This is a genomic window from Domibacillus indicus, assembly GCF_023715895.1.
Lineage (GTDB): Bacteria > Bacillota > Bacilli > Bacillales > Domibacillaceae > Domibacillus > Domibacillus indicus_A.
Map to the genome: position 1 here is coordinate 76,635 of NZ_JAMBOO010000011.1, position 23,159 is coordinate 99,793.

General features: G+C 42.0%; 22 protein-coding genes and 1 riboswitch. Of the genes, 6 read left to right on the forward strand and 16 right to left on the reverse strand.

Features of this window, described 5'->3' with window-relative positions; genetic code table 11:
* Positions 1 to 62: 62 nt before the first annotated feature.
* The 8 genes from M3221_RS15760 to nikA all read right to left on the reverse strand — a co-directional run bounded on the left by M3221_RS15760 (position 63) and on the right by nikA (position 8,124).
* Complete coding sequence (locus M3221_RS15760; RefSeq protein ID WP_251272689.1) at positions 63 to 1,904, reverse strand: DHA2 family efflux MFS transporter permease subunit; 1,842 nt, start codon at positions 1,902 to 1,904, stop codon at positions 63 to 65.
* Positions 1,905 to 1,912: 8 nt separating this feature from the next.
* Positions 1,913 to 2,566 (reverse strand): HlyD family secretion protein, encoded by a 654-nt coding sequence (locus M3221_RS15765; RefSeq protein WP_251272690.1) that lies wholly within the window; start codon positions 2,564 to 2,566, stop codon positions 1,913 to 1,915.
* Positions 2,563 to 3,006: a MarR family winged helix-turn-helix transcriptional regulator gene (locus M3221_RS15770; protein WP_251272691.1), complete on the reverse strand. Its 444-nt coding sequence runs from the start codon at positions 3,004 to 3,006 to the stop codon at positions 2,563 to 2,565. The genes M3221_RS15765 and M3221_RS15770 overlap by 4 nt, the downstream gene beginning before the upstream one ends.
* Before the next feature lie 243 nt (positions 3,007 to 3,249).
* Entirely contained in the window at positions 3,250 to 4,011 is a 762-nt protein-coding gene (locus M3221_RS15775; RefSeq protein ID WP_251272692.1) for an ABC transporter ATP-binding protein, read from the reverse strand.
* Positions 4,008 to 4,808, reverse strand: coding sequence for an ABC transporter ATP-binding protein (locus M3221_RS15780; RefSeq protein ID WP_251272693.1), 801 nt, complete (start codon positions 4,806 to 4,808; stop codon positions 4,008 to 4,010). The genes M3221_RS15775 and M3221_RS15780 overlap by 4 nt, the downstream gene beginning before the upstream one ends.
* Positions 4,805 to 5,653: a nickel transporter permease gene (nikC, locus tag M3221_RS15785; RefSeq protein WP_251272714.1), complete on the reverse strand. Its 849-nt coding sequence runs from the start codon at positions 5,651 to 5,653 to the stop codon at positions 4,805 to 4,807. Before nikC ends, M3221_RS15780 begins: the two co-directional genes overlap by 4 nt.
* Complete coding sequence (gene nikB, locus M3221_RS15790; RefSeq protein ID WP_251272694.1) at positions 5,653 to 6,597, reverse strand: nickel ABC transporter permease; 945 nt, start codon at positions 6,595 to 6,597, stop codon at positions 5,653 to 5,655. The genes nikC and nikB overlap by 1 nt, the downstream gene beginning before the upstream one ends.
* A complete protein-coding gene (gene nikA / locus M3221_RS15795; RefSeq protein ID WP_396120290.1) occupies positions 6,598 to 8,124 on the reverse strand; it encodes a nickel ABC transporter substrate-binding protein in 1,527 nt (508 codons plus the stop codon).
* A 365-nt stretch (positions 8,125 to 8,489) separates the two neighbouring features.
* Between nikA and M3221_RS15800 the strand changes: the two genes are divergently transcribed.
* Both M3221_RS15800 and M3221_RS15805 read left to right on the forward strand, forming a co-directional pair.
* Complete coding sequence (locus tag M3221_RS15800) at positions 8,490 to 8,651, forward strand: hypothetical protein (RefSeq protein ID WP_251272695.1); 162 nt, start codon at positions 8,490 to 8,492, stop codon at positions 8,649 to 8,651.
* Positions 8,652 to 8,867: an ATP-grasp domain-containing protein gene (locus M3221_RS15805; RefSeq protein ID WP_251272696.1), complete on the forward strand. Its 216-nt coding sequence runs from the start codon at positions 8,652 to 8,654 to the stop codon at positions 8,865 to 8,867.
* Between the two features lie 675 nt (positions 8,868 to 9,542).
* Here M3221_RS15805 and M3221_RS15810 read toward each other — a convergent pair.
* The 5 genes from M3221_RS15810 to M3221_RS15830 form a co-directional block, all read right to left on the reverse strand.
* A complete protein-coding gene (locus M3221_RS15810) occupies positions 9,543 to 10,898 on the reverse strand; it encodes an arsenic transporter (protein WP_251272697.1) in 1,356 nt (451 codons plus the stop codon).
* Positions 10,899 to 12,198: 1,300 nt separating this feature from the next.
* The gene (locus tag M3221_RS15815) at positions 12,199 to 13,284 is read right to left on the reverse strand and encodes a CotH kinase family protein (protein ID WP_251272698.1); all 1,086 of its coding nucleotides are present in this window, start codon (positions 13,282 to 13,284) and stop codon (positions 12,199 to 12,201) included.
* 537 nt (positions 13,285 to 13,821) lie between these two features.
* Positions 13,822 to 14,211, reverse strand: coding sequence for an SET domain-containing protein (locus tag M3221_RS15820; RefSeq protein WP_251272699.1), 390 nt, complete (start codon positions 14,209 to 14,211; stop codon positions 13,822 to 13,824).
* A gap of 185 nt (positions 14,212 to 14,396) precedes the next feature.
* Positions 14,397 to 14,885, reverse strand: coding sequence for a hypothetical protein (locus tag M3221_RS15825; protein ID WP_251272700.1), 489 nt, complete (start codon positions 14,883 to 14,885; stop codon positions 14,397 to 14,399).
* 689 nt (positions 14,886 to 15,574) lie between these two features.
* Positions 15,575 to 16,768, reverse strand: coding sequence for a nucleoside transporter C-terminal domain-containing protein (locus tag M3221_RS15830; RefSeq protein WP_251272701.1), 1,194 nt, complete (start codon positions 16,766 to 16,768; stop codon positions 15,575 to 15,577).
* 161 nt (positions 16,769 to 16,929) lie between these two features.
* A riboswitch (purine riboswitch) is annotated at positions 16,930 to 17,030 on the reverse strand.
* A 261-nt stretch (positions 17,031 to 17,291) separates the two neighbouring features.
* Between M3221_RS15830 and M3221_RS15835 the strand changes: the two genes are divergently transcribed.
* Together M3221_RS15835 and M3221_RS15840 are read left to right on the forward strand one after the other, a co-directional pair.
* Positions 17,292 to 18,473, forward strand: a complete 1,182-nt coding sequence (locus tag M3221_RS15835; RefSeq protein ID WP_251272702.1) for a DUF4317 domain-containing protein — start codon at positions 17,292 to 17,294, stop codon at positions 18,471 to 18,473.
* 263 nt (positions 18,474 to 18,736) lie between these two features.
* Positions 18,737 to 18,985 carry a site-specific integrase gene (locus tag M3221_RS15840; RefSeq protein ID WP_251272703.1) on the forward strand — a complete coding sequence of 83 codons (249 nt, stop codon included), beginning with the start codon at positions 18,737 to 18,739 and terminating at the stop codon, positions 18,983 to 18,985.
* Positions 18,986 to 19,133: 148 nt separating this feature from the next.
* On the opposite strand, the gene M3221_RS15845 is transcribed toward M3221_RS15840, so the two are convergent.
* From M3221_RS15845 to groES, 3 genes are all read right to left on the reverse strand, one after another.
* The gene (locus M3221_RS15845; RefSeq protein WP_251272704.1) at positions 19,134 to 19,631 is read right to left on the reverse strand and encodes a hypothetical protein; all 498 of its coding nucleotides are present in this window, start codon (positions 19,629 to 19,631) and stop codon (positions 19,134 to 19,136) included.
* 350 nt (positions 19,632 to 19,981) lie between these two features.
* On the reverse strand, positions 19,982 to 21,613 hold the full coding sequence (gene groL, locus M3221_RS15850) for a chaperonin GroEL (protein WP_251272705.1): 1,632 nt from the start codon (positions 21,611 to 21,613) through the stop codon (positions 19,982 to 19,984).
* Positions 21,614 to 21,692: 79 nt separating this feature from the next.
* Positions 21,693 to 21,977, reverse strand: coding sequence for a co-chaperone GroES (gene groES / locus M3221_RS15855; RefSeq protein ID WP_050184120.1), 285 nt, complete (start codon positions 21,975 to 21,977; stop codon positions 21,693 to 21,695).
* Positions 21,978 to 22,194: 217 nt separating this feature from the next.
* Here groES and M3221_RS15860 point away from each other — a divergent pair, with 217 nt between their 5' ends.
* Both M3221_RS15860 and M3221_RS15865 read left to right on the forward strand, forming a co-directional pair.
* Positions 22,195 to 22,938 carry a CPBP family intramembrane glutamic endopeptidase gene (locus tag M3221_RS15860; RefSeq protein ID WP_251272706.1) on the forward strand — a complete coding sequence of 248 codons (744 nt, stop codon included), beginning with the start codon at positions 22,195 to 22,197 and terminating at the stop codon, positions 22,936 to 22,938.
* A 15-nt stretch (positions 22,939 to 22,953) separates the two neighbouring features.
* Complete coding sequence (locus tag M3221_RS15865) at positions 22,954 to 23,148, forward strand: YdiK family protein (protein ID WP_242237722.1); 195 nt, start codon at positions 22,954 to 22,956, stop codon at positions 23,146 to 23,148.
* Positions 23,149 to 23,159: the final 11 nt, after the last annotated feature.

Consider the following 23,159-nt stretch of genomic DNA (forward strand, 5'->3'; position numbering starts at 1 on the left):
GTTTTAACCATAAAAAAATCCACCCTAAAAGGGATTGCCTTCTAGGGTGGACATTCAATTGATTATTGTTCTTTAATCCGTGCCCGTTTCACAAAAAATACAAGAATGAGGGCGAGCACAGAAAGCCCTGTCGCGACCATAAAAGCATCATTAATGCCGTCAATGGTCGATTGCTGTACGGCCTGGGCGTAAAGAAGCTGAGTTGTAAGCTGGTTTCCTGCCGCCCCCGGCAAGTGGGCCATAGCAGACAAGCTTTGGCTCATCTGCTCAAACTGATTGGAAAGAAAAGAGTTAGAGCTTGTAACCGTATTTTGATAGGCACCATAATGCGCCCCTTGTCTTGTGGTCATTACCGTGACAAGAAATGCGGTTCCAATACTGCCGGCAACCTGTCTCGCCGTATTGGAAGCGGCTGTTCCATGTGAACCAAGATGGCGGGGCAGCTGGTTGAGCCCTTCCGTCATTATAGTCATCATAATAAAGGACATACCGAACATCCGCAGTACGTATAAAACCAGCAGATGACTGTAACTTGTTGTCATGCTGAGCATCGTGAACTGCCATGTTGTTAAAACGGTAATCGTTAAGCCGATCACACCGAGCCATCTGGCACCGATTTTATCAAACAGCGCCCCGGCAATCGGAGACATAATCCCCATCACGATCGCACCCGGAAGCATAAGCAATCCGGATTCGAGTGCCGTAAAGCCGCGAATGTTCTGCAGATAAATCGGAAGCAGAATCATTGCACCAAACATTGCCATATTCACGATCATGCTGACGACCGTTGTCAGTGCAAAAATATCATATTTAAATACACGCAAATCAAGCATTGGCTTTTCTGTAGTCAATTCCCGCCAAACAAAAGCGATCAATGACACAATCCCGATCACAAGCGAAAGAACAACGACCGTGCTGTCCCAACCGTTATTTCCGGCTTCACTGAAGCCGTACAGCAGGAATCCAAAACCAATTGTGGAAAACAGGAACCCGGGTAAATCAAATTTCGGATTGGTTATTTTCGTAACATCTCTCATCCACAAAAAGCTTAAAACTAATACAAGCACGCCAATTGGAATAACGATGTCAAACAGCAGTCTCCAGGAATAATGGCCGATCAGCCATCCGGATAAGGTCGGGCCGATTGCAGGTGCAAAAATCATAACAACGCCCATAAGCCCCATTGCCTTTCCGCGTTTTTCCGGCGGGAACAGCACGAAAAATACCGTCATGAGAAGCGGCATAATAATCCCTGCTCCGCTCCCCTGAATTAGCCGTCCAATCATCAGCATGGTGAAGTTTACCGATAACGAACAAATGAGTGAACCGACCGTAAACAGAAGGATCGCCGTAATATACAGCTTCCTTGTTCCAAACTTTTCAATAAGAAACGCCGTAACCGGGATTAAAATTCCGTTCACGAGCATATAGCCCGTCGTCAGCCATTGAACGGTGTTGGCTGAAACACCCAGATCATTCATAATATGCGGAATCGCTACATTCAGCAGCGTTTGGTTTAAAATCGCCACGAAAGCACCAAGCATTAAAGCCGTTAAAATTCTTCCTGTGTGGAAGTTTTTTGGTGCTTCCGAAGCCGTTTGCTTCGGCTCCTCAACTATTTCTTCTTTCGGCTGAACATTTGCTTCTACATATTCCAATGCCGGCTCTGATACAGCGGAATTTTGAAGCACCTCTGCTGTTTCTTCGGATAAATCCCGTGGAAAAGCAGCCTCATCGTCTTCTTCTTTCCGATCCAGACGGGCTTCTTCAGGGCTTCTTTTACTTTCTTCACGTATCATAACCGGTTGATTCACGTTCTGTTTTCTTCGTTTCACCGCTCTAAAATTAAAGAGCAGCAGCACTAAAGCGCATAAAAGAACATAGACTGCTCCATATATTAACATGTGATCACCTACTTATGAATTCGCACGGTTACGTTCATACCAGGAACGATGGCTACGCCCTTGCTGTCATCAATCGATACTTCTACAGGAACGACCTGCGTGACTTTCGTAAAGTTCCCTGTATTGTTTGAACTTGGCAGCAAAGAAAATGTTCCAGCTGTTGCTGAGCCGATTTGTGTGACTTTTCCTTTTAACGTTGAATTCGGAAAAGCATCTACATAAATGTCCACGTCCTGCCCTACATCTACTTGATCCACTTCTGTTTCTTCAATATTAGCCGTAACCCATAAATTGTTTAAATCGTACGCTTTCGCAAGCGGTGTTCCAGCAGCAACAAATGAATTTTGAACGGCTGTGCTTTGAACAATCGTTCCGGCTGTTGGAAGTGTAATGTTCATCTGTGATGCTTGTCCATCTGTACCTGTGACAGAAAGCGTGCCAACTTTCGCGTCTTTAGAGAACTCTTCACCGACATTGCCTTTCCATTCTGTTAATTTTCCGTTTGCAGGTGCAGAAATAGTTACTTGCTGACCGGCGATTTGAGCGTTGTCTGTCGTTAAGTAATTGACAGCTTTATTGTAGTAAGCATAGCCGCCTACGCCGCCGCCTACTAAAACCAATAGGATAATAATGTTAATCAAAATTAAACGCTTTGCGTTCATGACTCCTGTTCCTCCTCTGATGAGAGCTTTGTTAAAACAATTTGGTGCAGGCGCAGAAGATGGGAAATTTCCTCTTCTGGCAGCTCAAGAATATCATTTAATTTTTTGACGAGCTTCGATTCAGACGAAACGATTTGCTCGAACACGGCTTTTCCTTCTTCTGTTAAATCAATAAACACACTTCTTCGATCCTCCTGCGGAATGATCCTTTCAGCCAGCCCGTTGTGAACAAGCCGCTCAATCACACCGCTGACCGTACTGTTTGTCAGCATCAGCCTTTCAGCTAATTCTCCCAGGCTTATATTTGGATTTAAATGAATGATATAAATGGCTTTCAGCTGCACAACCGTAATGCCAAGCCGATCCGCGTCTTGCTTTATTAATTTATTGATCGCTTTATTGATCCTCCAAAAGGAAGCCAAAATTTCATTGTTCAACACGCTGCTTATTCCCCCTTTCTTCTGTCTCTTTTATTTTCTACCGAAACATTTCGTATACGAAATGTTTCCTCACGAAGAAAAATTATAATCACCTGCAACGGCATTGTCAACTTAAAATACTTGAAAAAACAGCTTCCTCTTATCCTTTGCTCTTCGGCTGTTTTTAGCCCTTTTTTGCTGATGGCAATAAAAAAGGCCCGGCGCAAGTGATGTTTACTTGCGCCGGACCTTGGATCATGTTTTTTAAAAAATAGAAATCAGCTCTTTTGTATAAGAATGGCGTTCTTCCGCCCATAGCTGCTCCCGGCTGAATTGGTCGACCAGTTTCCCTTCCTTCATGACTATGATGCGCTGGCTCATTTTTTGCACAGCGGCCAGGTCATGGGAGATAAATAAATAAGAAAGACCGAGTGTGCGCTGCAGCTCTGTTAATAAATCAAGAACAGCTCCCTGGGAAAGTACATCAAGGCTCGCCGTAGGCTCGTCTAACACAATCAGCTCTGGTTCAATGCTGATCGCCCGGGCGATTGTAACCCGCTGTTTTTGTCCACCGCTTAATTCATGAGGATACCGGTTTGCCAAATCCTCTGGCAATTCAACCGCCTCTAAAAGCTGTTTAACAAACGTTTTTTTGGACGTATACGAAAAGCGGGCAAGCTTTAACTCTTTCTTGTACTGTTCATACGGGTCAATGAGAGAATCCTTTACTTTCAGCTTTGGATTCAAAGCAGCCGACGGGTTTTGAAACACGATTTGCATTTGCTTTCGGTAAAGATACAATTGGCGTTCGGTGTGCCTTTCAATCGCTTCGCCTTTAAAACGAATAGAGCCGCTGTCAATCGACTCTATTCTCAGCAGGCACCTAGCCAATGTACTTTTGCCACAGCCGCTTTCCCCTACAAGCCCAAGACATTCGCCTTTATCTAATTCAAAAGACACGTCATTTACAGCCGTTTTTCCTCTGCTGTATGATTTCGTCAATTGCTGTACGGCAAGAAGCTTCATGCTTTCCCCTCCTCCTGTAAACCGGATGGCAGGCGGTGGTCAAGCACAGGCGCCGCCTTGATTAACTGCTTTGTATAAAGGTGCTGCGGATGATCAAGGATACGATGCTTTCCTCCTGATTCAATGATTTCGCCTTCCTTCATGACGGCAATCCGGTCCGCATAACGTCTTACATGGCGCCAGTCATGTGTAATAAACAAAATGGCACAGCCGGTTTCCTGCTGCCTCCTGGCAAGCAGCTCTAAAATCTGATTCCCGGATACACTGTCGAGCGCGGTGGTGATTTCATCGGCAATCACCAAATCGGGAGCCAGCAAAAGAGCCATCGCAATCGACACGCGCTGCAGCTGGCCGCCGCTCAGCTGAAACGGATAGCGTCCGGCCAGCTCCTCACTTAAACCGACGGATTGAAGTGCTTTCCCCACTCCAGCCATACGGGCTTGCGGCGAATGAATGCCATGGGCTTTTTGATATTCATCGAGGTGCTGGCCAATCGTGCGAAATGGTGTGAAGGAGCCCTGGTAATCTTGAAAAATATAAGACAGCTTCCGGCCGCGGACTGTCCGCATTTCTTTTTTGGACAGCTCCAGTACATTTTGTCCGTTGAAAAAAATGTTTCCTTCTACATTCAAGCCGGGGGCAAGCATTTGTCCAACAGCTTGTGACAGGATGCTTTTTCCGCTGCCGCTCTGCCCAACAAGAGCAAACCATTCTCCTTTTTGAATCGCGAGGGAAACGTTTTGCACGAGCTTTTTCTGCCTGCTGCCAATCGTTACCTGCTCAACGGATAAAATCATGACTGCCCCTCCTTTTTTACATCAAAACGATCACGCAAATAATCACCCAGCATATTCGCCAGCAGTACAACAAGGACAATCGCAAGGCCCGGATAGATCATTAAAGCCGGCATCGATTGAAAATACGGGCGTGCATCATTCAGCATAGCTCCCCATTCCGGCGTTGGCGGCTGGGCACCAAGACCGATATAAGATAAGGAAGAAATCAGCAAAATAATTTTGCCAAGGTCGAGGCTGGCCAGTACAAGCACGTTTCCTGCTATGTGCGGAAACAAATGTTTACACATAATTTTTCGTGCGGACAGCCCATTAATCCGGGCAATGAGTACGTATTCCTTTTGTGATTCAGATAAAACCGTGCTTCGAACAAGCCGGGCATAGCCGACCCATTTCACCATCACGATGGCGAGCACAAGGTTGCCGATTCCCGGTCCAAGCAGCCCGCTCAACACGATCGCCACGATCGTGTCCGGAAAAGCTAAAAAACCATCGGCAATCCGCATAAAGACGCGGTCAACCCAGCCCCGCTTGAAGCCTGCAATCAATCCTAGCGGAATCCCGATGGCGAGAGCGGCAATCAGAGCTAAAAAGCTGGAGCCGATTGTTTGCTGCCCTCCTAAAAAAAGCCTTGTTAATACATCACGGCCAAGATGGTCGGTGCCGAGCGGATGCTCCAGGCTCATCCCCTGCAGCCGGCCGCTCATATTTGTCAAAGTCGGATCATGCCGCAAATAAAAGAAAGCATACAGGGTACCTGCCAGCACAGCAGCCAGGATCAAAAAAGCAGCGGCTCCCTGCCAATTTTGCTTTTTTCCTTTTGGCAGTTGTATAGAAAAACCTCTCATCATGGTGTGTTCCTTTCTTTTAATTTCATTTCCGGATTCAAATACCGATACGAGACATCCACGCATGTATTCACCACAAACACGATGACGGCCATGACCAAAATGTATCCTTGTATAAGCGGGTAATCACGCTGGCGTATCGCATCAACGACCATTTTTCCAACACCGGGATACGCAAACAACACTTCAATCACCACAACACCGCCAATTAAGCTGCCTAAACTAACGCCAAACACCGTAATAACAGGCGGAAGGCTGTGTCGCAGCGCATGAACGAAGAAAATGCGCCCTTCTGACAGCCCCCTCGCTCTTGCGGCACGGATAAACTCCTGACTAATCGAGTCAAGCAGGCTGGAGCGAAGCAGACGGACGTACACACTTGAAATCGCCAGCCCAAGTGTGATCGACGGCAAAACCAATGACATAAACCCGTCTCTTCCCATCGTGGGCAGCCAATTCAACTGAACACCAAACAAATGGATCAAAATCAAGCCAAGCCAAAAGCTCGGAATCGCCGCTCCGACAATAGATGTAACCCGGCTTATATGGTCGATCCAGCTATCCCGGTAAAGAGCTGACAGGGAGCCAAGCGGAATCGATACGATCAGCATCACGAACATGGATCCGGCTGCCAGCTCAAGAGTAGCAGGAAGGCTCATCGCAACCATGTCTGCCACCGGCTGGCCAGTCACATAAGACTGTCCAAAATCAAGCTGAATAAAACGAAAAAGCCAAAGCCCGTATTGAACGAGCAGCGGCTTATTAAACCCCATATCCTCCCGCAATGCTTCTACTTGTTCCTGGCTTACAGAAAGCTCATCCACATTCAAGATCGTTAACACGGGATCACCTGGTGCCAGACGAACAAACAGAAAACTGATAAAAGTAATAAACAGCAGGAAAAGAGTTACTTCAAGAAATTTACGGACAAGAATCTGAAGCATTTATTTCACATCCAATTGGTTCGTTATCATATAATACTCGCTCCGGGTTGTGACCCAGTTTTTCACTTTATCATCGTTATACGCGACAATCGTGGATGGGTGCAGCACAAAAGAATTGATCACGTTCTCATGCACATAATCCGCCGCCTGCTCTGCCAGCACTGCACGTTTCTTCTGGCCGACTGTTTGATTAAGCTTGTCAATCATTTTTGTCAGTTTCGGTTCTTCTGCACCGCTGAAATTCAAAGCACCTTTCGGATGATACGTTGCGTTTAAATAATAGCCGGCATCGCCACGCGGCGCTGTTAAATTACTGTATGTCGCCAAATCCCAGTCACGGTTAGACGCCATATATTCTTCCGGAATTTCAATTTGCTTAATTTTTATGTCGATGCCAATTCGTTTCGCATCAGATTGAAACACTTGTGCAATAAGCGGCAGGTCAGCTCTGGCGCTGTACGTGAGCAGCTCAAATTGAAGCGGCTTCCCATCCTTCTGCATCTTTCCATCCTTCAGTGTGTAGCCTGCTTTCTGCAAATATTGCACAGCCGCATCCGGACCGGATGGCGGGCTTTTCTCGTACGTTGGCGCAAATGGCAGGGAGGGCAAAAACGGCCCTTCTGCTGCTTCTCCGTATCCTAACAAAATCGTATCGACAATTTCCTGGCGGTCAATCAATGCATCAACCGCACGGCGTACATTGACATCTTTTAAACTTTCACGCTGCATATTCATCGTCATTTGATGAACACGGAAGGTCTCCGTCGATTCTACTTTCATGCCGGGCTGTGCTTTCAATGCCTCCAGGCTCTCCACCTCCGGCCGGTAGACAATATCGACCTGCTCGGATTGCAGGGCCATGGAACGCGCATTGGCATCTTCGTTAAACGAGAATGTAACCGAGTCCAGCTTTGCAGCCCCGTCCCAGTAGCTATCATAGCGCTTAAGCTCAAGCCGGCTTCCCGGAACAAAGGACGTCAGAGTAAAAGGTCCCGTGCCGACCGGTTTATTGACGATATCTTTTTCCGACACATCAATGATGGATACATTTGGATTCACCAGTTCAGAAATAAATTCAGGAAATGGTTCTGTATTTGAAATGCGCAATGTATAGCCGTCTACTTCCATTTTGTCGATCTTTAATGCATTTTGAACAGCTGTGCTTTCTGTCAGTGTCCGTTCTAGAGAAGCTTTTACTGCCTTCGCATCCATTTTCTTTCCGTTTTGAAAGGTGACATCTTCGCGCAGGTGAATCGTCCAATTTTGCCCGTCTGTACCTTCCCAGCTTTTTGCCAGCCATGGCGCGATCGTTAACTTCTCTTCATCAAGCCGGACAAGCGTTTCCGTTATACCGGCTCGCAGTGGAACGTAGCTTGAATCAACATGTGGATCTAAAGAATTGGTTGAGAAATTATAAAGAAAATGAATGTGCTTGTCTTCGCTTGTTGAAGCCGTCGTACTCGATGAAGACTGTCCGCAGGCTCCCAATAAGCCAAGACAAGCTGCTGCTATCCCTATCTTCAACAAGCCTTTCCATAAAACACGCTTTCTCCTCACCTTTACTGTCTGCACCCAACATCCCCCTTATTTCGTAATCATTACGTTTTAATATATCGTAATCATTACGTTTTATCAATAGCAGCGGGCAAAAAAACAGCAAAGCAATCCTCTCTTTTCTTCGGCTGGGCGGCAGATAAAAGCAGGATCTTTGAAAAATTTTACGAATAAAGGAAATTTACTTATACAATGAATCTAGCATTTGCATAAAATAATGAGACAGGGACAAAGGAGGATCAAGAACGAGTCTACTATTTTATTGATGTAAGCAGTAAGCAGAGAAATTTGATAGATGGAAATATCATAAATGATGTTTAAAGAGCTGATTCGTTTGTATGCAAACCATTATATTTTTAGGCAGTAATAAGTCCGGTTCCAGCCGTGAGGCCTTAAAAGCAGCGAAAAGTCTGGGGTATTTTACTGTTTTACTGACGGATAGAGAAAAATGGATCAAGCAGCAGCGGAAAGAATTTACGGACGTACATCAAATGATTTAGATGAGCAGCTTAACGGACAAAAAAGCGATTTTTGAAGAAGTTTCCTGCTTAAAAAAGCAGGGAAAACAAATCAAGGCCTTTATGAGTTTTATTGATCCACTGGTAAGCCTTGCAGCCGATATTTCCTGGGAATTAAATCTCGCCGGGCTTTCGGTAGGGGCACTTTATAATATAGAAGATAAAACAAGGTTTCGGGGATTATTAAAAGAAAACTAAGCCTCCCCTTTTTATGCTGTTTGTTCAATTGAAGAAAATGAGGACAATCTCATTAAAAAATATAGTGTACACCTCCCTTTCATTATAAAATCTCCTGTATCTAATGGCTCTAAAGATGTTCTTCTCGTTCCTTCAAAGAAAAGGTTTAAAGAAGCGATCAGGCATTTCCAAGAACGCTTCTCTGGTGTGCTGGTCTTAATGGAAGAATACCTTGATGGTCTCAATATTTAATTCTTTCCTAACTTCTTTAACAGCCACTTCAGCTAGTCTCATCTGTACAGCCTTCATTTTATTTCTGCTGGACAACTGACTCCCGTACCCATATAGAAAAACACCTTCAAGTTGGCTTTTCAGGTCATTACATACCCGTTTTTCAACTTAAAGGTGTTTTGTTCGTCTCAATTTATAAGGTATTCCCTAATTCAAAGTTTAATGCTTTTACGAGGCTTAGCTGATTATTACCTAATGGATGTGGTGGCTGGATTTATAAGAGAGGTTAATATAAGTAAAAGTATATGTAGAAAAAAGCTCTAGATTCTAAAAATCCAGCCCTTTTCCAATACATATACTAACACTTATATTGTATTTAGATTTCTAATCCCAAATACGAATTCGTTTCATACATTTTTAATCTCTAACTATTTTCTGTTCTATTTCCTGCGGGAAGATCAGAAACTAAGTGAAAATCACCTGTACCCAATAGAATAACAAGAATAATGTGACGATCGTTGTCAAGGGTATAACAATCAATGACACGCTTAAATAATCTTTCCAAGAAACATGAATTTTATTTTTCTTTAAAATATCCATCCAAATTAGGGAGGCGAGAGTTCCGATCGGCAATAACAAAGAGCCCATATCACTGCCAATAATGTTCGCAAGATAAATCGTCTTTAAAGTAATAGGGTCTATCCCCATTTCTGTTAAAGTAATGGTTCCAATCATTAAGGCAGGATGGTTATTGAAAAGATTGGATAAAATCGAGACTAATCCGCCCATCATAAGGCTCGCCTGGAGCAGTCCCTGGTTAACAATCGGTTCACATGCCCTTACAAGTATGGCCGTTAATCCTGCATTGTGGAGCCCGTAAATAATGACATACATAGAGAAGGCAAAAAGTAAAATGTGCCATGGAGTCTTTTTTAAAATATCCAGCGGGTTTGTTCGCAAATGGTACCATCTCCATGCAAGCAAGAGGAAGGAGCCAAGCACTGCCACCAGCTCAATTGGAATGGACAGATAGGATGCCACAAAGAGCAGGCAGCGTACCACAAACACAAACAGTAAAACCTTTAACATAAATTTTGTGCGTTTATGTTTTGTTTCAACAGACAGTGTCCCTTTTAATGGATGAAAATTTTTAGTGAAAAAGTTTTCTTCTATGTCCTGCAAAGAAGCAGGCAGCGTTTTGGGTAATTTCTTCTTCACTACAATAAACATTAAAGTTGACATGAACAATAATCCAAGTGTTCCAGGCACAAACATCATGGCAGTATGCATATAAAGAGTCATATGGACAATTTCCAATGCAATTAAATTGACAATATTGCTTACGCCAATCGGTGCACTAGAAGCGGTAGCGATCAGAGCGCCACTTAAGAGATATGGAAGCTGTTCAGATGGTTTTAGCTGAAGATTGTGAAGAAGTAAAATTAAAATGGGTGTCGTAATTAAGATACTGCCATCATTGTTAAATAAAAGTGTCATCAAAAAACATAAAAGCTGAATGTACCAATAGAGACGATAGCCCGAACCTTTAGCTAACTTTGCAAGCCGCGCAGCTGCCCAGTGAAAAAAACCGAAGCTTTCCAATACGACTGCCATGACGATCGTGGCTATAATCGTAATGGATGCACCGCCTATCTTATCGATAATATCTATAATATCTCCATAAGATACGATCCCCGTCAGCAAAATAATCCCTGCCCCAATCGACGCCGGCCATGCTTCATTAATCCCGCCTGGCCTTAAAAATATAACAAACATTGTCATGATAAAGATCAAAAAAGTCAATCCAATTTCAAAGCTCATTCGTCCCTTCCCCTTTTTGAAAAGTCGTCAATTAGAGTCCCTTCTTCTCCGTTTTATTACATTTATATTCACCTCTATTAAAAAGCAACTGTACAACCACCTAGTCTTTAAACTTATGCCGAAACAATTCTTAAACTTCTAGACATGAAAGACCCTGGATGGTCTATATACTTATCCAGACAAAAAATAAAGGTGGCGTACACTTGATCTAAAAAAGATGGGAATCCGGACATTTACGTTTCATTTCAACAAAGGCTTCTTTCTTCGACCGACTATGGAAGAAAGGCTATGCAGCTTTTATCAATACCTATTTAACATTATGGCTGAGATGCATAATTCTTTTAGCTATATGGGTCTGTTCTTAGAATGGATGAATCTCATTGAGAAAAATGCTTGCATAAAAGTCTACTACTTGATTATTTAACTACTTATCTTTGTTTTTCTGTTACTTCAATTGCTCTTGCTAAAGAAAGAATATACTTCTGTATCGTTTGCTTAATTTTTATTTTCACATTTGAGATAATTTCCATCCAGAGGGCGAATTCCATTTATTAAGACAGGATCTTTCTCTCCCTCGTCTGCTGTCTCTCCTGTTACTATGCAATTCTCCCTGGTGTCAAACAGAGCTAGTAGTGGAGTCGATTTGAGTGCACAGAGCTTACAACATAAGTATAAATTTAACGGTTCTTCCACCTGAAACTTCCGTTTTCATTCATTGGCCCCTTCTGAATCATTGTATGGCGTTTTTTGAAATGGAAATCGGAATCGAGGCTGAATAAACGAGCCCCTGTTCACTTAGAATGTAGATTCTCGACACAGTGAATCTACACTGCAGACCGACTTTAACTGTGCGGGGCCGTAAGTATGCCGATGTTGTTCAAAAATACGAATAATGACGCTCGTTACATCATGTTTAATCTGGTTCTTTTCAGTCATCGGGTAAATAACTTAAAAGCCAAGGGGAAAAGCATATTCCTTTTCCCCTTGGCTTTTCACCTGTACCATTTGCAATACTGAGTGTAACGATCGTCCCAAGTCCTATTTTCTTTTCATTTATTGTAAAACACGTTCCCTAAGGTGATTGATTTGTTTTTGTCTTATGCCTATTCCCTCATGACAAAGATCAATTTACATATGGGAGTGATGACAGAAATAAGAAACAAAAAGACCCTAAAAAGCAGCAAAGATAAAAAAGGAAAAGCGGCGGTGAGGTGGTTTGTTCCATTTTGTATAAAACAGAGAAGTCAGCATTGCTCTTACCATTAGAGTTAGAGTCTATAAACATAAAGTGAGAATTCTTTTAATTCAAATCGGCTAAGTGCTTTCTCAAATAGTTGCTGCGATCACGAATGAATTGAAAAATAAAATCTGGTTCGCTATCGAATACATCGATCGTTTTCTTTTTATAAGGGTCTAGAAGAATATGCGGACGTAAAGCTTGGTGCAGCAACATCACTTTGTTTTCCATGTATTCGACGGTAAACTTGGTTTCTAAGGTCTCCTCCAATATGTTTCGATAAAGTTCACGGTACTCCGGTACCTGCAGAAGCAGGCAGGAAAGGTGGTTGCCTTTCTTTCCTTCAATCGGAACGTAATCGTACCGCATCACCCCGCCGTCGACCTTTCTTCCCCAGGTTGCATCATAATCCCAGGGAATGATTTCAAACAAACCTGTCTCACTGTTGCGATACAGCGCGTAGTTATGAGTGAATCCATCATTATTCATTGTGCAGACAGCACCAGCAAGCCAGCGTAAATATTTATCAATATTGAGGTACTGAGGAATTTCATCAGGGAATTGAGAAAGGTGGGTATGGTTAATTTTCTCTATCAATTTTTGAAGAAAATCATCATCTGACGGGCTTCCAGACACTCGTTTATACCCCGAAAGAAGTGACTCTTTTTGCTTCTCATCTCTTGTTAAGGAGAAATTAGCATTATTGTTGACGGCATAATAAATAGGACCCAAAGGAAGGTCTCTCTTTTTCAAGAACAAATCATCGACGGATTCTAATTGCAAGTAGACACCTCTAAGAGAGTCATTTCGGATTAAATTGATATGCTGGCTGTGTGGAGAGAGAACACTAAGATCGCGGAATAAGTCCAAAGAAAGTTTATTGCGGATAAGAGAGGGGTCCTTGTACTCTGCATTGAGATGAATAACGCGGGCCCCGGAGTATGTTGACGGCTTGACGAATTCAATTTGGTAAGATCTTTTGCGAAATTTTCGTGTATAAGAACCCCGATAGGCAATATCGACATCATAGATGACTCCCTCTACTTGTAAATAGGCAGGAACAGGGGTATCGCTCCGCACATCTCGCCGCAGCTCTTCTAGGTCCCCTTCTTCGATTATCAAAAAATAAGACGGAATTAGATAGGACATATCATTTCTTTTCCTTTCTATATGCGTGATAAAATGATACGCTGGCATTGTACCTTTGTGGACAACTAATAAACCAAGTGATTTTAAGAGGGGGAAGAAATTTAGGCCCTTCTACAAAAAAACCCAGGAACGTATCCCTGGTTTTTTTGTTTGCCGATCTCTTGATCCAATCTACGTTCTTATTTGATCTATCCTCTGTTAATATTACATCTTTTACGTTTTTTCAAAGTTGATGTTACTTACCTTCCACTTTTCTTTTGGTAAAAAAACTCCTTTTAATCATCAATACATTATATTCAAACGGCTATAAAGGTGGTACCGAAACAGGACATTGGTGGAGATCTTGTAATCGCCTGCTCAGTGAAATAAATGTATAAAGAGGAAATCTTCTTTCATCCAAAAATAAGGGGATAAAGAAGACAAAATGCAGCTTCAATGCAGGTGAATTTGTCTATGGTCTGAAGAGCTTTTAATGACAGCACATTTAAATATAAGTGGAGGAGCAATAAAAATTTTTATTATTTTTGGGATGCAGCATCAAGTTATGTAATCAATTACCTCAAACCATACTGCAGAGTTATCTTCAGGATCACAGTTGTAATTTATTGTGATTTCTTCATTCCTGCTAATGTTAGTTATTGCATAAAAGTCTATAGATAAATTTTCTACATTATAAACAAACACAGCATTTGGCGTATAGGAATGATTAAACAGGGATCCATATCCTAAAGCAATCGCTGTTTGCTTATAATTTTTTCCCCAAGTGAAGCAGTAATCAACAAGCACTGTCTTTTCTATATATTCCCACTCATTTTGAGGCGATATTAAAACTGGGGAGACTTCAAAAAGCTCGCCTGTTTTAATATCACGCGCCGCATAAATTCCTCTGCCATACTTATCAGTGTTTCTTACGTATATCGGGTTCACAGTGTTTGCCCCTTTCTATAACACCAGAACGCATTTTTGATTTGCAGGTCGATAAAAACCATTACCGATTTATTAATTTGAATTCCCACTTTTACTATTCTTTTTGGAGTTGATAAGATTACTCTTTAAGCAGCAATTGCTTCTGTTTGATCAATTATTCATTGATCAAACAGAAGCAATTTTTTCTATCTTCGCCGACCTTTTTTAGGTCCTTTTTTAGGCCCTTTCTTTGGACCTGTTGTTGTATCGCCCGTGCTTGTCGTGCCCGTTGTTGTTTTGCCTGTGCTTGTCGTGCCCGTTGATGTATCGCCTGTGCTTGTCGTGCCCGTTGTTGTTTTGCCTGTGCTTGTCGTGCCTGTTGATGTATCGCCTGTGCTTGTCGTGCCCGTTGATGTATCGCCTGTGCTTGTCGTGCCCGTTGATGTCTTACCTGTGCTTGTCGTGCCCGTTGATGTATCGCCTGTGCTTGTCGTGCCCGTTGATGTCTTACCTGTGCTTGTCGTGCCCGTTGATGTCTTACCTGTGCTTGTCGTGCCCGTTGATGTCTTACCTGTGCTTGTCGTGCCCGTTGATGTCTTACCTGTGCTTGTCGTGCCCGTTGATGTATCGCCTGTGCTTGTTGTGCCTGTTGTATCACCTGTGCCTGTATGTTTCTTTTTCTTCTTTTCAGACATTTACCATCTCTCCTTTATATTCATGTTCGGAATACATTCTATTCAAAAAGACGTTAAAATGAACAGAAAGGTTGCTTCTCCAGCAATTTTTAAAAAATTTCTTTTTTCAGCATATAACGGAGTGTTAAACGATAAAAATTGAACGTAGTATTCAGCATTAAAAATTAATAATAGTTTTAAGGAGAGCCAGTACCGAATGGAAATCATAATTAGAAAGCCTTGTTATGCACAGGAAAAAGCCCTTATGTTAAAACATAAGGGTTAAGGAAAATTGATTACCGGTGTTGTTGCCTGTCAGCTGGTTCTTCTTTTTATCTTTGCTGGATAGCCACTCTTATGCTTACAGAAAAACACCTCCAAGTTGGTTTTTTAGATAATTACATACCCGTTTCTCAACTTAAAGGTGTTTTTATTTGTTTCACTTTATAGGGTCAGTCTCTCATTCAAGGTTTTACGCTTTTTATTTTCTTTATAATTTAAAAAGCCTATAAAAACTCATAATTAAATTTTATTTTTATCAGGATTTGTTAACCTTTCTATCCTATAAGGCACGCTAAGGGTAACAAAGGGGTAACATTTTCTTGAATAAGGATTTATTTAGAGGGTTTCCATAGGTTCTTTGAACTTTTGGAAATCCTCTTTTTTATCCAGCAGTTTATTCCTTATACTTTTTATTTAGGCATGTTCTCTTACCAAACAAATAAACCAACAAACATGGCACTCAAAAGCGAAACAGCAATGCCGCTCACTAAAAGCTTCCACACGTTTTTTCCGATGATCCGGGATTTTTCATCACCCATGATTGAACTGATCGTTCCATAAATCATCCCGACCGTACTAAAGTTTGCAAAAGACGTTAAAAACGTTGTCGCTACTGCAACCGTATGAGGCTGCAAAGAATGGAGATTTTTTTGCAGATCCATCATGGCCACAAATTCGTTTGTAGCAAGCTTGATTCCCATAAGCTGAGCAACGTACATCGCATCATGGCCGGACAGGCCGAGAAGAAAAGCAAACGGACTGAAAATAACAGAGAAAATCTTTTGGACAGTCAGCCCTTCTATCAAAAATCCTAAGATGCCATTTAAGCAGGCCGTTAACGCAACATAGCCGATTACCATTGCCAAAATCACGATCACCATTCGCATCCCGACAAGCATACTATTCGAAATGGTCGAGAAGAAATCGGTTCGTTCTTTTTTCGAAGGAACATAAACAATGTCTTCCTCTTTGCTCACTTCTATTGGGTTTAAAACGCTCGCAAGCAGTAAAGCATTCAAGCAGTTTAAAGGAATCGCCGCAAAAACATATTCTCCCGGAACCATGCTTAAATAAGCTCCGATAATCGATCCGCTGATACTGCTCATGCTCATAATGCCAAAGGTAAGCAGGCGATTCTCGTTCAGTACAGAAAGCTGCTGCCGGATCACAGCCAGGGCTTCCGTATTTCCGAGAAACATCATCTGCAGTGAAAAAAAGCTTTCAAGCTTAGGCAGTCCTGACACCTTGGAAATTACCCAGCCTACTTTATCAATAATCCATGTCAGGATACCGAAGTAGCCAAGAATGTCGAAAAAGGCCACGATAAAAATAATGGGCATTAACGCACTAAAGAAAAAATCAACTGTAGGATTTGCCATCACGGACGGAAAAACAAAAGAAATCCCCTCGTTTGCACAGTTTATGAGAAAAGTAAAAAACGAAGCAATTTTATCAATGACCCATGCTCCGATTTTCGTTCCAAGCATAAACCAGGTAATGAGCAGTTCCACAATGATTAAAGCAACAATGGGACGCCACTTTACCTGTTTCTTGTTGGGAGAACAAAGAAATACCAGGCCAAAAACCACTAGAATCCCAACAATATTTAATAAAAAAAACACACTAACAACTCCCTATATAGGATTCCCCGTACAAGTAAGCCCTTCGTTTCACCCACACAGCCACAGGCTGAAGCATGAAAAATAAGAGTTTCGGAAATCCCATTCAATACAGTGACCCACAAAGAACCCGTATGAAAGGAATAGTCTGCGTGTTTTCTCTTCGTTTGTTCATACTTCCCTGTAGTCCGGCATTTATGGCTGCCGGGTAGAAACTATCAGACCATTTCACTGATATTATACAAGGATCATTTTTTAGACCTGCTCATTTTATAACAAACGACAGAAAGCGACAATGTTTTCAGTAGAAGTTGCAATCATTTTACAACTATTAATACTTAGAACATTCAGTATAAAAAGAACGAACGAGAAGTCTGATGGAGAATGGCCCTCTCACAAGATTTTCAAACGTTAAAGAATATATCATTAAAAATGTTGTTTAAAACGAATGAGTCATGTAAAGGACGGAGGTTATTTGTTATTCTAGTACATATGCAAATCAGGCAGTTTAGGAGTGGATAAAACCATGAACAAAAAAGACATCGCACATATTCGGAAACAATTCAAAGCAGATAATGATTTACTTAAAATCTCTGACATTTTTAATGTGTATATTATGAAGGATTCAAGCGACATTTATCACCATCAAAGCCAACCTTTTGAAATGCTTGACCAGGATCAGCGGGAGTTATTTATGAATAACTTCAAAAAACTACTCGCCGGCCAGTTGGATGAGAAGCTTTTTGAGTTAAAGTTTCAACGGGAAGCGGAACATAACAGCCAGCTTATTTTACATCAAGGATTACTAAGCGCTGATGTAGAAGGCTGGAAAGAGCAAATGCTTCAAATCGTCGGCAAAATGCTTGCACTTCGGCAATATGAGAAGGATATTGTCGTCACATTTATTCGCGGAGAGTATTTCAAGCCAATGAAACGCCGTAATCAAGAAGCTGAAGAAAGCGAACGGGACACCGTTTATTCGCATCCGTTTATTTTATGCAGCATCAATAACACACAAGAGCCGAAAAAAGAACTGCTTTTTGACTATGTTGAAAAAGAGTTCAAATATCATTTTGTCCTTGATCCTATTATCAATCTTAATACCCCCCTTTCAGGCTTTCTGTTTCCCTGCTTCACCGATAATGCAGCAGATGTTAATCATATTCTTTATTCAGCAGGCAAGGTACATGAGCCCGATCACTCGTTCATTGAGGACGTATTGAACGGGGAAGAAACGATGACGGCAAAAGATGATAAAATCGTTTTTGAAGAAATCATTAAAGACGTAACCGGAGATCAGCTGAGCACATCTACACTCTCTAATGTGTACGAAGAGATTAACCGCATGATCGAGGAAAATGAAGAGGAAGAACCGCCAAAATTAGATTCCAAGGACGTAGAACGGGTTTTAAAGATGAGCGGCCTTGAAGACATCAATTCGGAAAAAATTGAATCAGCCTACCAAAAAATAATCGATGATGACAAGTATGAGATCAAAGCCAGCAGCATCCTGCCAAAATATACATCAAAATCCATTAAAATCAGCACGAAAGCAGCGAACATTTCAATCAGTCCACAGGATTTGGGCTATGTGAAACAAATTCTTTTCAACGGTAAACGCTACCTCATGATCGAAGTCGAAGAAGATACCGTGATCGAAGGCTTTACGATGATTCCAGAAGCTCTGGGCGGCGACATAGATCAATAATAGATAAATGTGCCAGGTGCTGCAATGACCCATGTTTCGGTACCTGACAAGCATATAGGACGGGTCTAAAACTTCTTAAAATAGGAAGTATTAGACCCGTCTTTTGTATATAAAACATTTGCATTGCTGCACCACGATTTAAAAAGGGATAAGTTAATTCACCTTCTTCAAACAGCCAAAACAGATGGTCTAAAGTACAACCTTTTCTATTTTACTATGCTCGCTTATACAAGACTTCGTATAGGTGAAATGATGGCTTTAAAATGGTCATATATCGACGCACATTAAAAGTGACCAAAACACTTTATATACCTGCAAACAACACGAAAAACTACAAGCTGCTTCCACCAAAAACGGGCAGCTCAAAACGAACCATCCGAATTGATGACGGCTTAGTTTCTCTTTTGAAGAAACATAAAGCGGAACAAAACGAGCATTTTTTGCAGAATAGAGATCATTATCATAATGAACAATTTATATTTGCGCGTGAAGACGGCTACCCAACTTCGTGAAAGTTGGTAGAAATCCGGCTAATCATTGGCTGAAGCCAATATACTTAACCTTACGCGGCCACCCTCTTTAGTTGTAAATGTAAATATAGCTGGGAAGAAACAGCTCGGTTGATCAGACAACTTTTCTTTAAGGTACCTTTCTGTTCATTTATATATCAAACTCAACTATTGTTTTCCTATACTCGTTATTCTCTAAAATAATTTGATAAGATTGCTTTTCATCAGGCAATGTGTAGTAATCATTAAAAGTGGTAGAGGAATTAGCTTCTACCTTAGATGGATCATTTGTAATTAATGGGTATTCCACTGGTTGATGGCCTATTTCACTACTTTCAATTACATTTAAACTTTTATTGTTTTCCATTGGCTCATCCGTCTTATTGGTTAGTGTATAATTAACCTTTAACACTCTATCTGCTTTAACAAGTTCATTTCTTTCTTGTGTAACCTCCACAGAATTTATCACTATATTAGAAGCAGATTCAGCTAATGGGTATTGTTCACCTATATGTATTTTTTCAATTTTCTGTTCAGGAGCAGGATTCGTTTTCTCCTTAAAGTGTGTATACGCTCCAAAAATAAATGCTAGAATGAAGAAAAAAATTATTGCTTTTATTGCATCCTCCATAGTCATGTAAATTCTCAAGTAAAATAACCTCCCAACAAATTAGTAACAATATTCCAATTATACATCAAATATTTCTTAAAACCACTTGCATAAAGACGAAAAAAGTAGCTTTAAAGCTGCTTTAAATACGTTTAACAGGACTATTAAAAATACCAGCTTATTGGCTGCCTGGCGTCATACTAATATTTATACTTGATTACGTTTGAATGACCTTCCTATTCTCTGCATGAATTTTAATATGGACTTCTACTTTAAGAAGACTGAGAAGTAATTTAATTTTTAACTATGAGCTTTTTTTAAATAAAAAGAAAATAAAAAAGCGTCAAACCTTTATGTATAAAGGTTTGACGCTTTTTCGGGGGATGATATTACATCATGCCGCCCATTCCACCCATGCCGCCCATGTCTGGCATGCCCATGCCGCCGCCTTCTTCTGGCTTGTCTGCTACAACTGCTTCTGTTGTTAGGAACAGAGCTGCTACAGACGCTGCGTTTTGAAGAGCAGAGCGTGTTACTTTTGTTGGGTCTACGATACCTGTTTCGATCATATTTACCCACTCGCCTGTTGCTGCATTGAAGCCAATGCCGACTTCTTCACGCTTCAAGCGGTCTACAATAACAGAACCTTCAAGGCCTGCGTTGCGTGCGATTTGACGAAGCGGCTCTTCTAGTGCACGAAGAACGATTCTTACACCTGTTGCTACGTCGCCTTCGCCTTCTACTTCAGCTACTTTGTTGTATACGTTGACAAGAGCTGTACCACCACCGGATACAATACCTTCTTCAACTGCTGCGCGTGTTGCGTTCAACGCGTCTTCAATGCGAAGTTTGCGCTCTTTTAGTTCTGTTTCAGTCGCAGCACCGACTTTGATTACGGCTACGCCGCCCGCTAGTTTTGCAAGACGCTCCTGCAATTTTTCACGGTCAAATTCAGAAGTTGTTTCTTCTAATTGCGCACGGATTTGGCTTACGCGGCCGCCGATATTTTGAGACTCGCCAGCGCCTTCAACGATTGTTGTGTTTTCTTTTGTTACCACTACTTTCGCTGCGCGGCCAAGTTGTGTAATGTTTGTTGTTTTCAGGTCAAGGCCAAGCTCTTCTGTGATCACTTCGCCGCCTGTCAGGATCGCAATATCTTCAAGCATAGCTTTACGGCGGTCACCGAAGCCTGGTGCTTTAACTGCTACTGCGTTGAATGTACCGCGAAGTTTGTTCACAACAAGTGTTGCAAGTGCTTCGCCTTCTACGTCTTCAGAGATCAATAGAAGCGGCTTGCTTTGTTGGACAACCTGCTCAAGCACTGGAAGGATTTCCTGAATGCTTGTGATTTTTTTATCTGTGATTAAGATGTATGGATTGTCTAAAACAGCTTCCATTTTATCAGAATCTGTGATCATGTAAGGAGATGCATAACCACGGTCAAACTGCATACCTTCTACTACATCAAGCTCTGTTGTGAAGCCTTTTGATTCTTCGATTGTGATAACGCCGTCGTTTCCAACGCGCTCCATCGCTTCTGCAATCAATTGGCCTACTTCTTCGTCAGCAGAAGAAATCGCTGCTACTTGTGCGATTGATTCTTTGCCTTCGATTTGTTTAGAGATGTTTTGAAGCTCTGTTATAGCTGCTGCTACCGCTTTGTCCATTCCTTTGCGGATGCCGACTGGGTTAGCGCCTGCTGTTACGTTTTTAAGACCTTCGCGGATCATCGCTTGCGCTAGAACCGTTGCAGTTGTTGTACCGTCACCGGCTACATCATTTGTTTTGCTTGCTACTTCTGCTACAAGCTTCGCACCCATGTTTTCAAACGCGTCTTCAAGCTCGATTTCTTTAGCGATCGTGACACCGTCGTTTGTAATAAGTGGAGAACCGAATTTTTTCTCCAATACAACGTTGCGTCCTTTCGGTCCAAGCGTTACTTTTACCGCATCTGCAAGCTTGTCTACACCAGCAAGCATTGCGCGGCGCGCGTCTTCACTGAATTTAATGTCTTTAGCCATGTTAAAAGTGCCTCCTTTAAATGATGGTTCTATTAGTCGTTCATTTTGAATGTTAAATTAAGCCGCTTTTTGCGGATTGTTAGCCAATTACAGCTAAAATGTCATTTTCGCGGAGCAATAAGTAGTCGTTTCCTTCAAACTTTACTTCTGTTCCTGCGTATTTTGAGAAGATAATGCGGTCGCCTTCAGCAACTTCAAGTGCTACACGCTCTCCGCTGTCAAGCACACGTCCTGTACCCACGGCCACAACTTTTCCTTCCTGTGGCTTTTCTTTTGCCGAATCTGGAAGTACAATTCCGCTGGCTGTTTTTTCTTCAGATTCTACTAGCTCAATTACTACGCGGTCACCTAGTGGTTTTAACAAGTGAAACCCTCCTCAAAAATGGTTGATATATTTTTATTAGCACTCTACTCTAATGAGTGCTAACACAATTATTATAATAAAGGATGCCCTATCCTCTTTGCAAGCAGAAAGCGGAAAAATTTTCAGACTCCTTATTTGAAGCGGCTTTCGTTCAATAGTACAATAAAAAGAAGAACGCCGGACGTTGCGTTTTTTCTATCAGTAAAGGGGTTTTTTTGTGAAAAAAGAATACGGGTTCATTTTGATTACGTACATTGTCATGCAGCTTTCCGCTTTTGTCGGCCAGCCGCTCCTGTACGAGGCAGGACTCATCGCAGGAGTAGAGCCCGACCGCCTGAAAGCGCTTGTCCCAGGTTACTGGACGGTAATCGCATTTGCGCTGGCAACGGCGATTGTGCTGCTTATTTTATGGCGTTCTACGTATCGAAACTCCATTGAACGTCAGGCGCCTGTTCCTCCTGGCTCTGCAATGGTCTGGGCTATACTTGGCGTATTTATGGCGTTTGCTGCCCAGTATGCGGCCATTATGGTTGAAACGTTTCTTCTCGGTATCGAGCCGGGATCGCAAAACACACAGGATATTATTGAGCTTGTCCAGGGAATGCCGGTTGTTGTCCTGGCCGTAGCGGTATTTGGACCAATTTTAGAAGAAATTGTGTTTCGTAAAATCATTTTCGGCTCGCTTTACAACCGGATGCCGTTTTTCTTCGCGGCTTTAATCAGCTCGCTTATTTTCTCTGTCGCTCATATGGAGCTGGAGCACACAATATTATATGCGGCAATGGGTTTTACATTCGCTTTTCTTTATGTAAAAACAAAACGAATTATCGTACCGATTGTCGCGCACGTGTCGATGAATACATTTGTTGTGCTGATGCAGTATGTGTTTGCGGATGACCTTCAGGAAATGATTCGCAAAGCAGAGCAGATGGAGCAGCTGTCCCAATGGATCAAGTGGTAGTAAGGGGGAAATCGCGTGCAGTCTTATTTAACAAGAGGCATTTTTTTTAGTGTCCTTGGTGCTTTTTTTGTTCTTTTTGCCATTCAGGATGTAAATGCAAATGGGTTCGGTCCCTTTACATACCTGCTGATTCTGCTGGCTACTATGGATATTGGCACAGGCATCCGCCTTATCTTTACCCATATAAAACGGCAAAAAAGCCAAAAATAAAATCCGTCCAG

Coding starts and splice junctions, on each gene's coding strand:
- M3221_RS15835 (WP_251272702.1), top strand. CDS start 17,292: ATGAACAAAAAAGACATCGCACATATTCGGAAACAATTCAAAGCAGAT.
- M3221_RS15780 (WP_251272693.1), bottom strand. CDS start 4,808: ATGATTTTATCCGTTGAGCAGGTAACGATTGGCAGCAGGCAGAAAAAG.
- M3221_RS15805 (WP_251272696.1), top strand. CDS start 8,652: ATGAGCAGCTTAACGGACAAAAAAGCGATTTTTGAAGAAGTTTCCTGC.
- M3221_RS15760 (WP_251272689.1), bottom strand. CDS start 1,904: ATGTTAATATATGGAGCAGTCTATGTTCTTTTATGCGCTTTAGTGCTG.
- M3221_RS15840 (WP_251272703.1), top strand. CDS start 18,737: ATGGTCATATATCGACGCACATTAAAAGTGACCAAAACACTTTATATA.
- nikB (WP_251272694.1), bottom strand. CDS start 6,597: ATGCTTCAGATTCTTGTCCGTAAATTTCTTGAAGTAACTCTTTTCCTG.
- nikC (WP_251272714.1), bottom strand. CDS start 5,653: ATGAGAGGTTTTTCTATACAACTGCCAAAAGGAAAAAAGCAAAATTGG.
- M3221_RS15815 (WP_251272698.1), bottom strand. CDS start 13,284: ATGTCCTATCTAATTCCGTCTTATTTTTTGATAATCGAAGAAGGGGAC.
- groL (WP_251272705.1), bottom strand. CDS start 21,613: ATGGCTAAAGACATTAAATTCAGTGAAGACGCGCGCCGCGCAATGCTT.
- M3221_RS15800 (WP_251272695.1), top strand. CDS start 8,490: ATGCAAACCATTATATTTTTAGGCAGTAATAAGTCCGGTTCCAGCCGT.
- M3221_RS15825 (WP_251272700.1), bottom strand. CDS start 14,885: ATGTCTGAAAAGAAGAAAAAGAAACATACAGGCACAGGTGATACAACA.
- M3221_RS15775 (WP_251272692.1), bottom strand. CDS start 4,011: ATGAAGCTTCTTGCCGTACAGCAATTGACGAAATCATACAGCAGAGGA.
- M3221_RS15810 (WP_251272697.1), bottom strand. CDS start 10,898: ATGAGCTTTGAAATTGGATTGACTTTTTTGATCTTTATCATGACAATG.
- M3221_RS15765 (WP_251272690.1), bottom strand. CDS start 2,566: ATGAACGCAAAGCGTTTAATTTTGATTAACATTATTATCCTATTGGTT.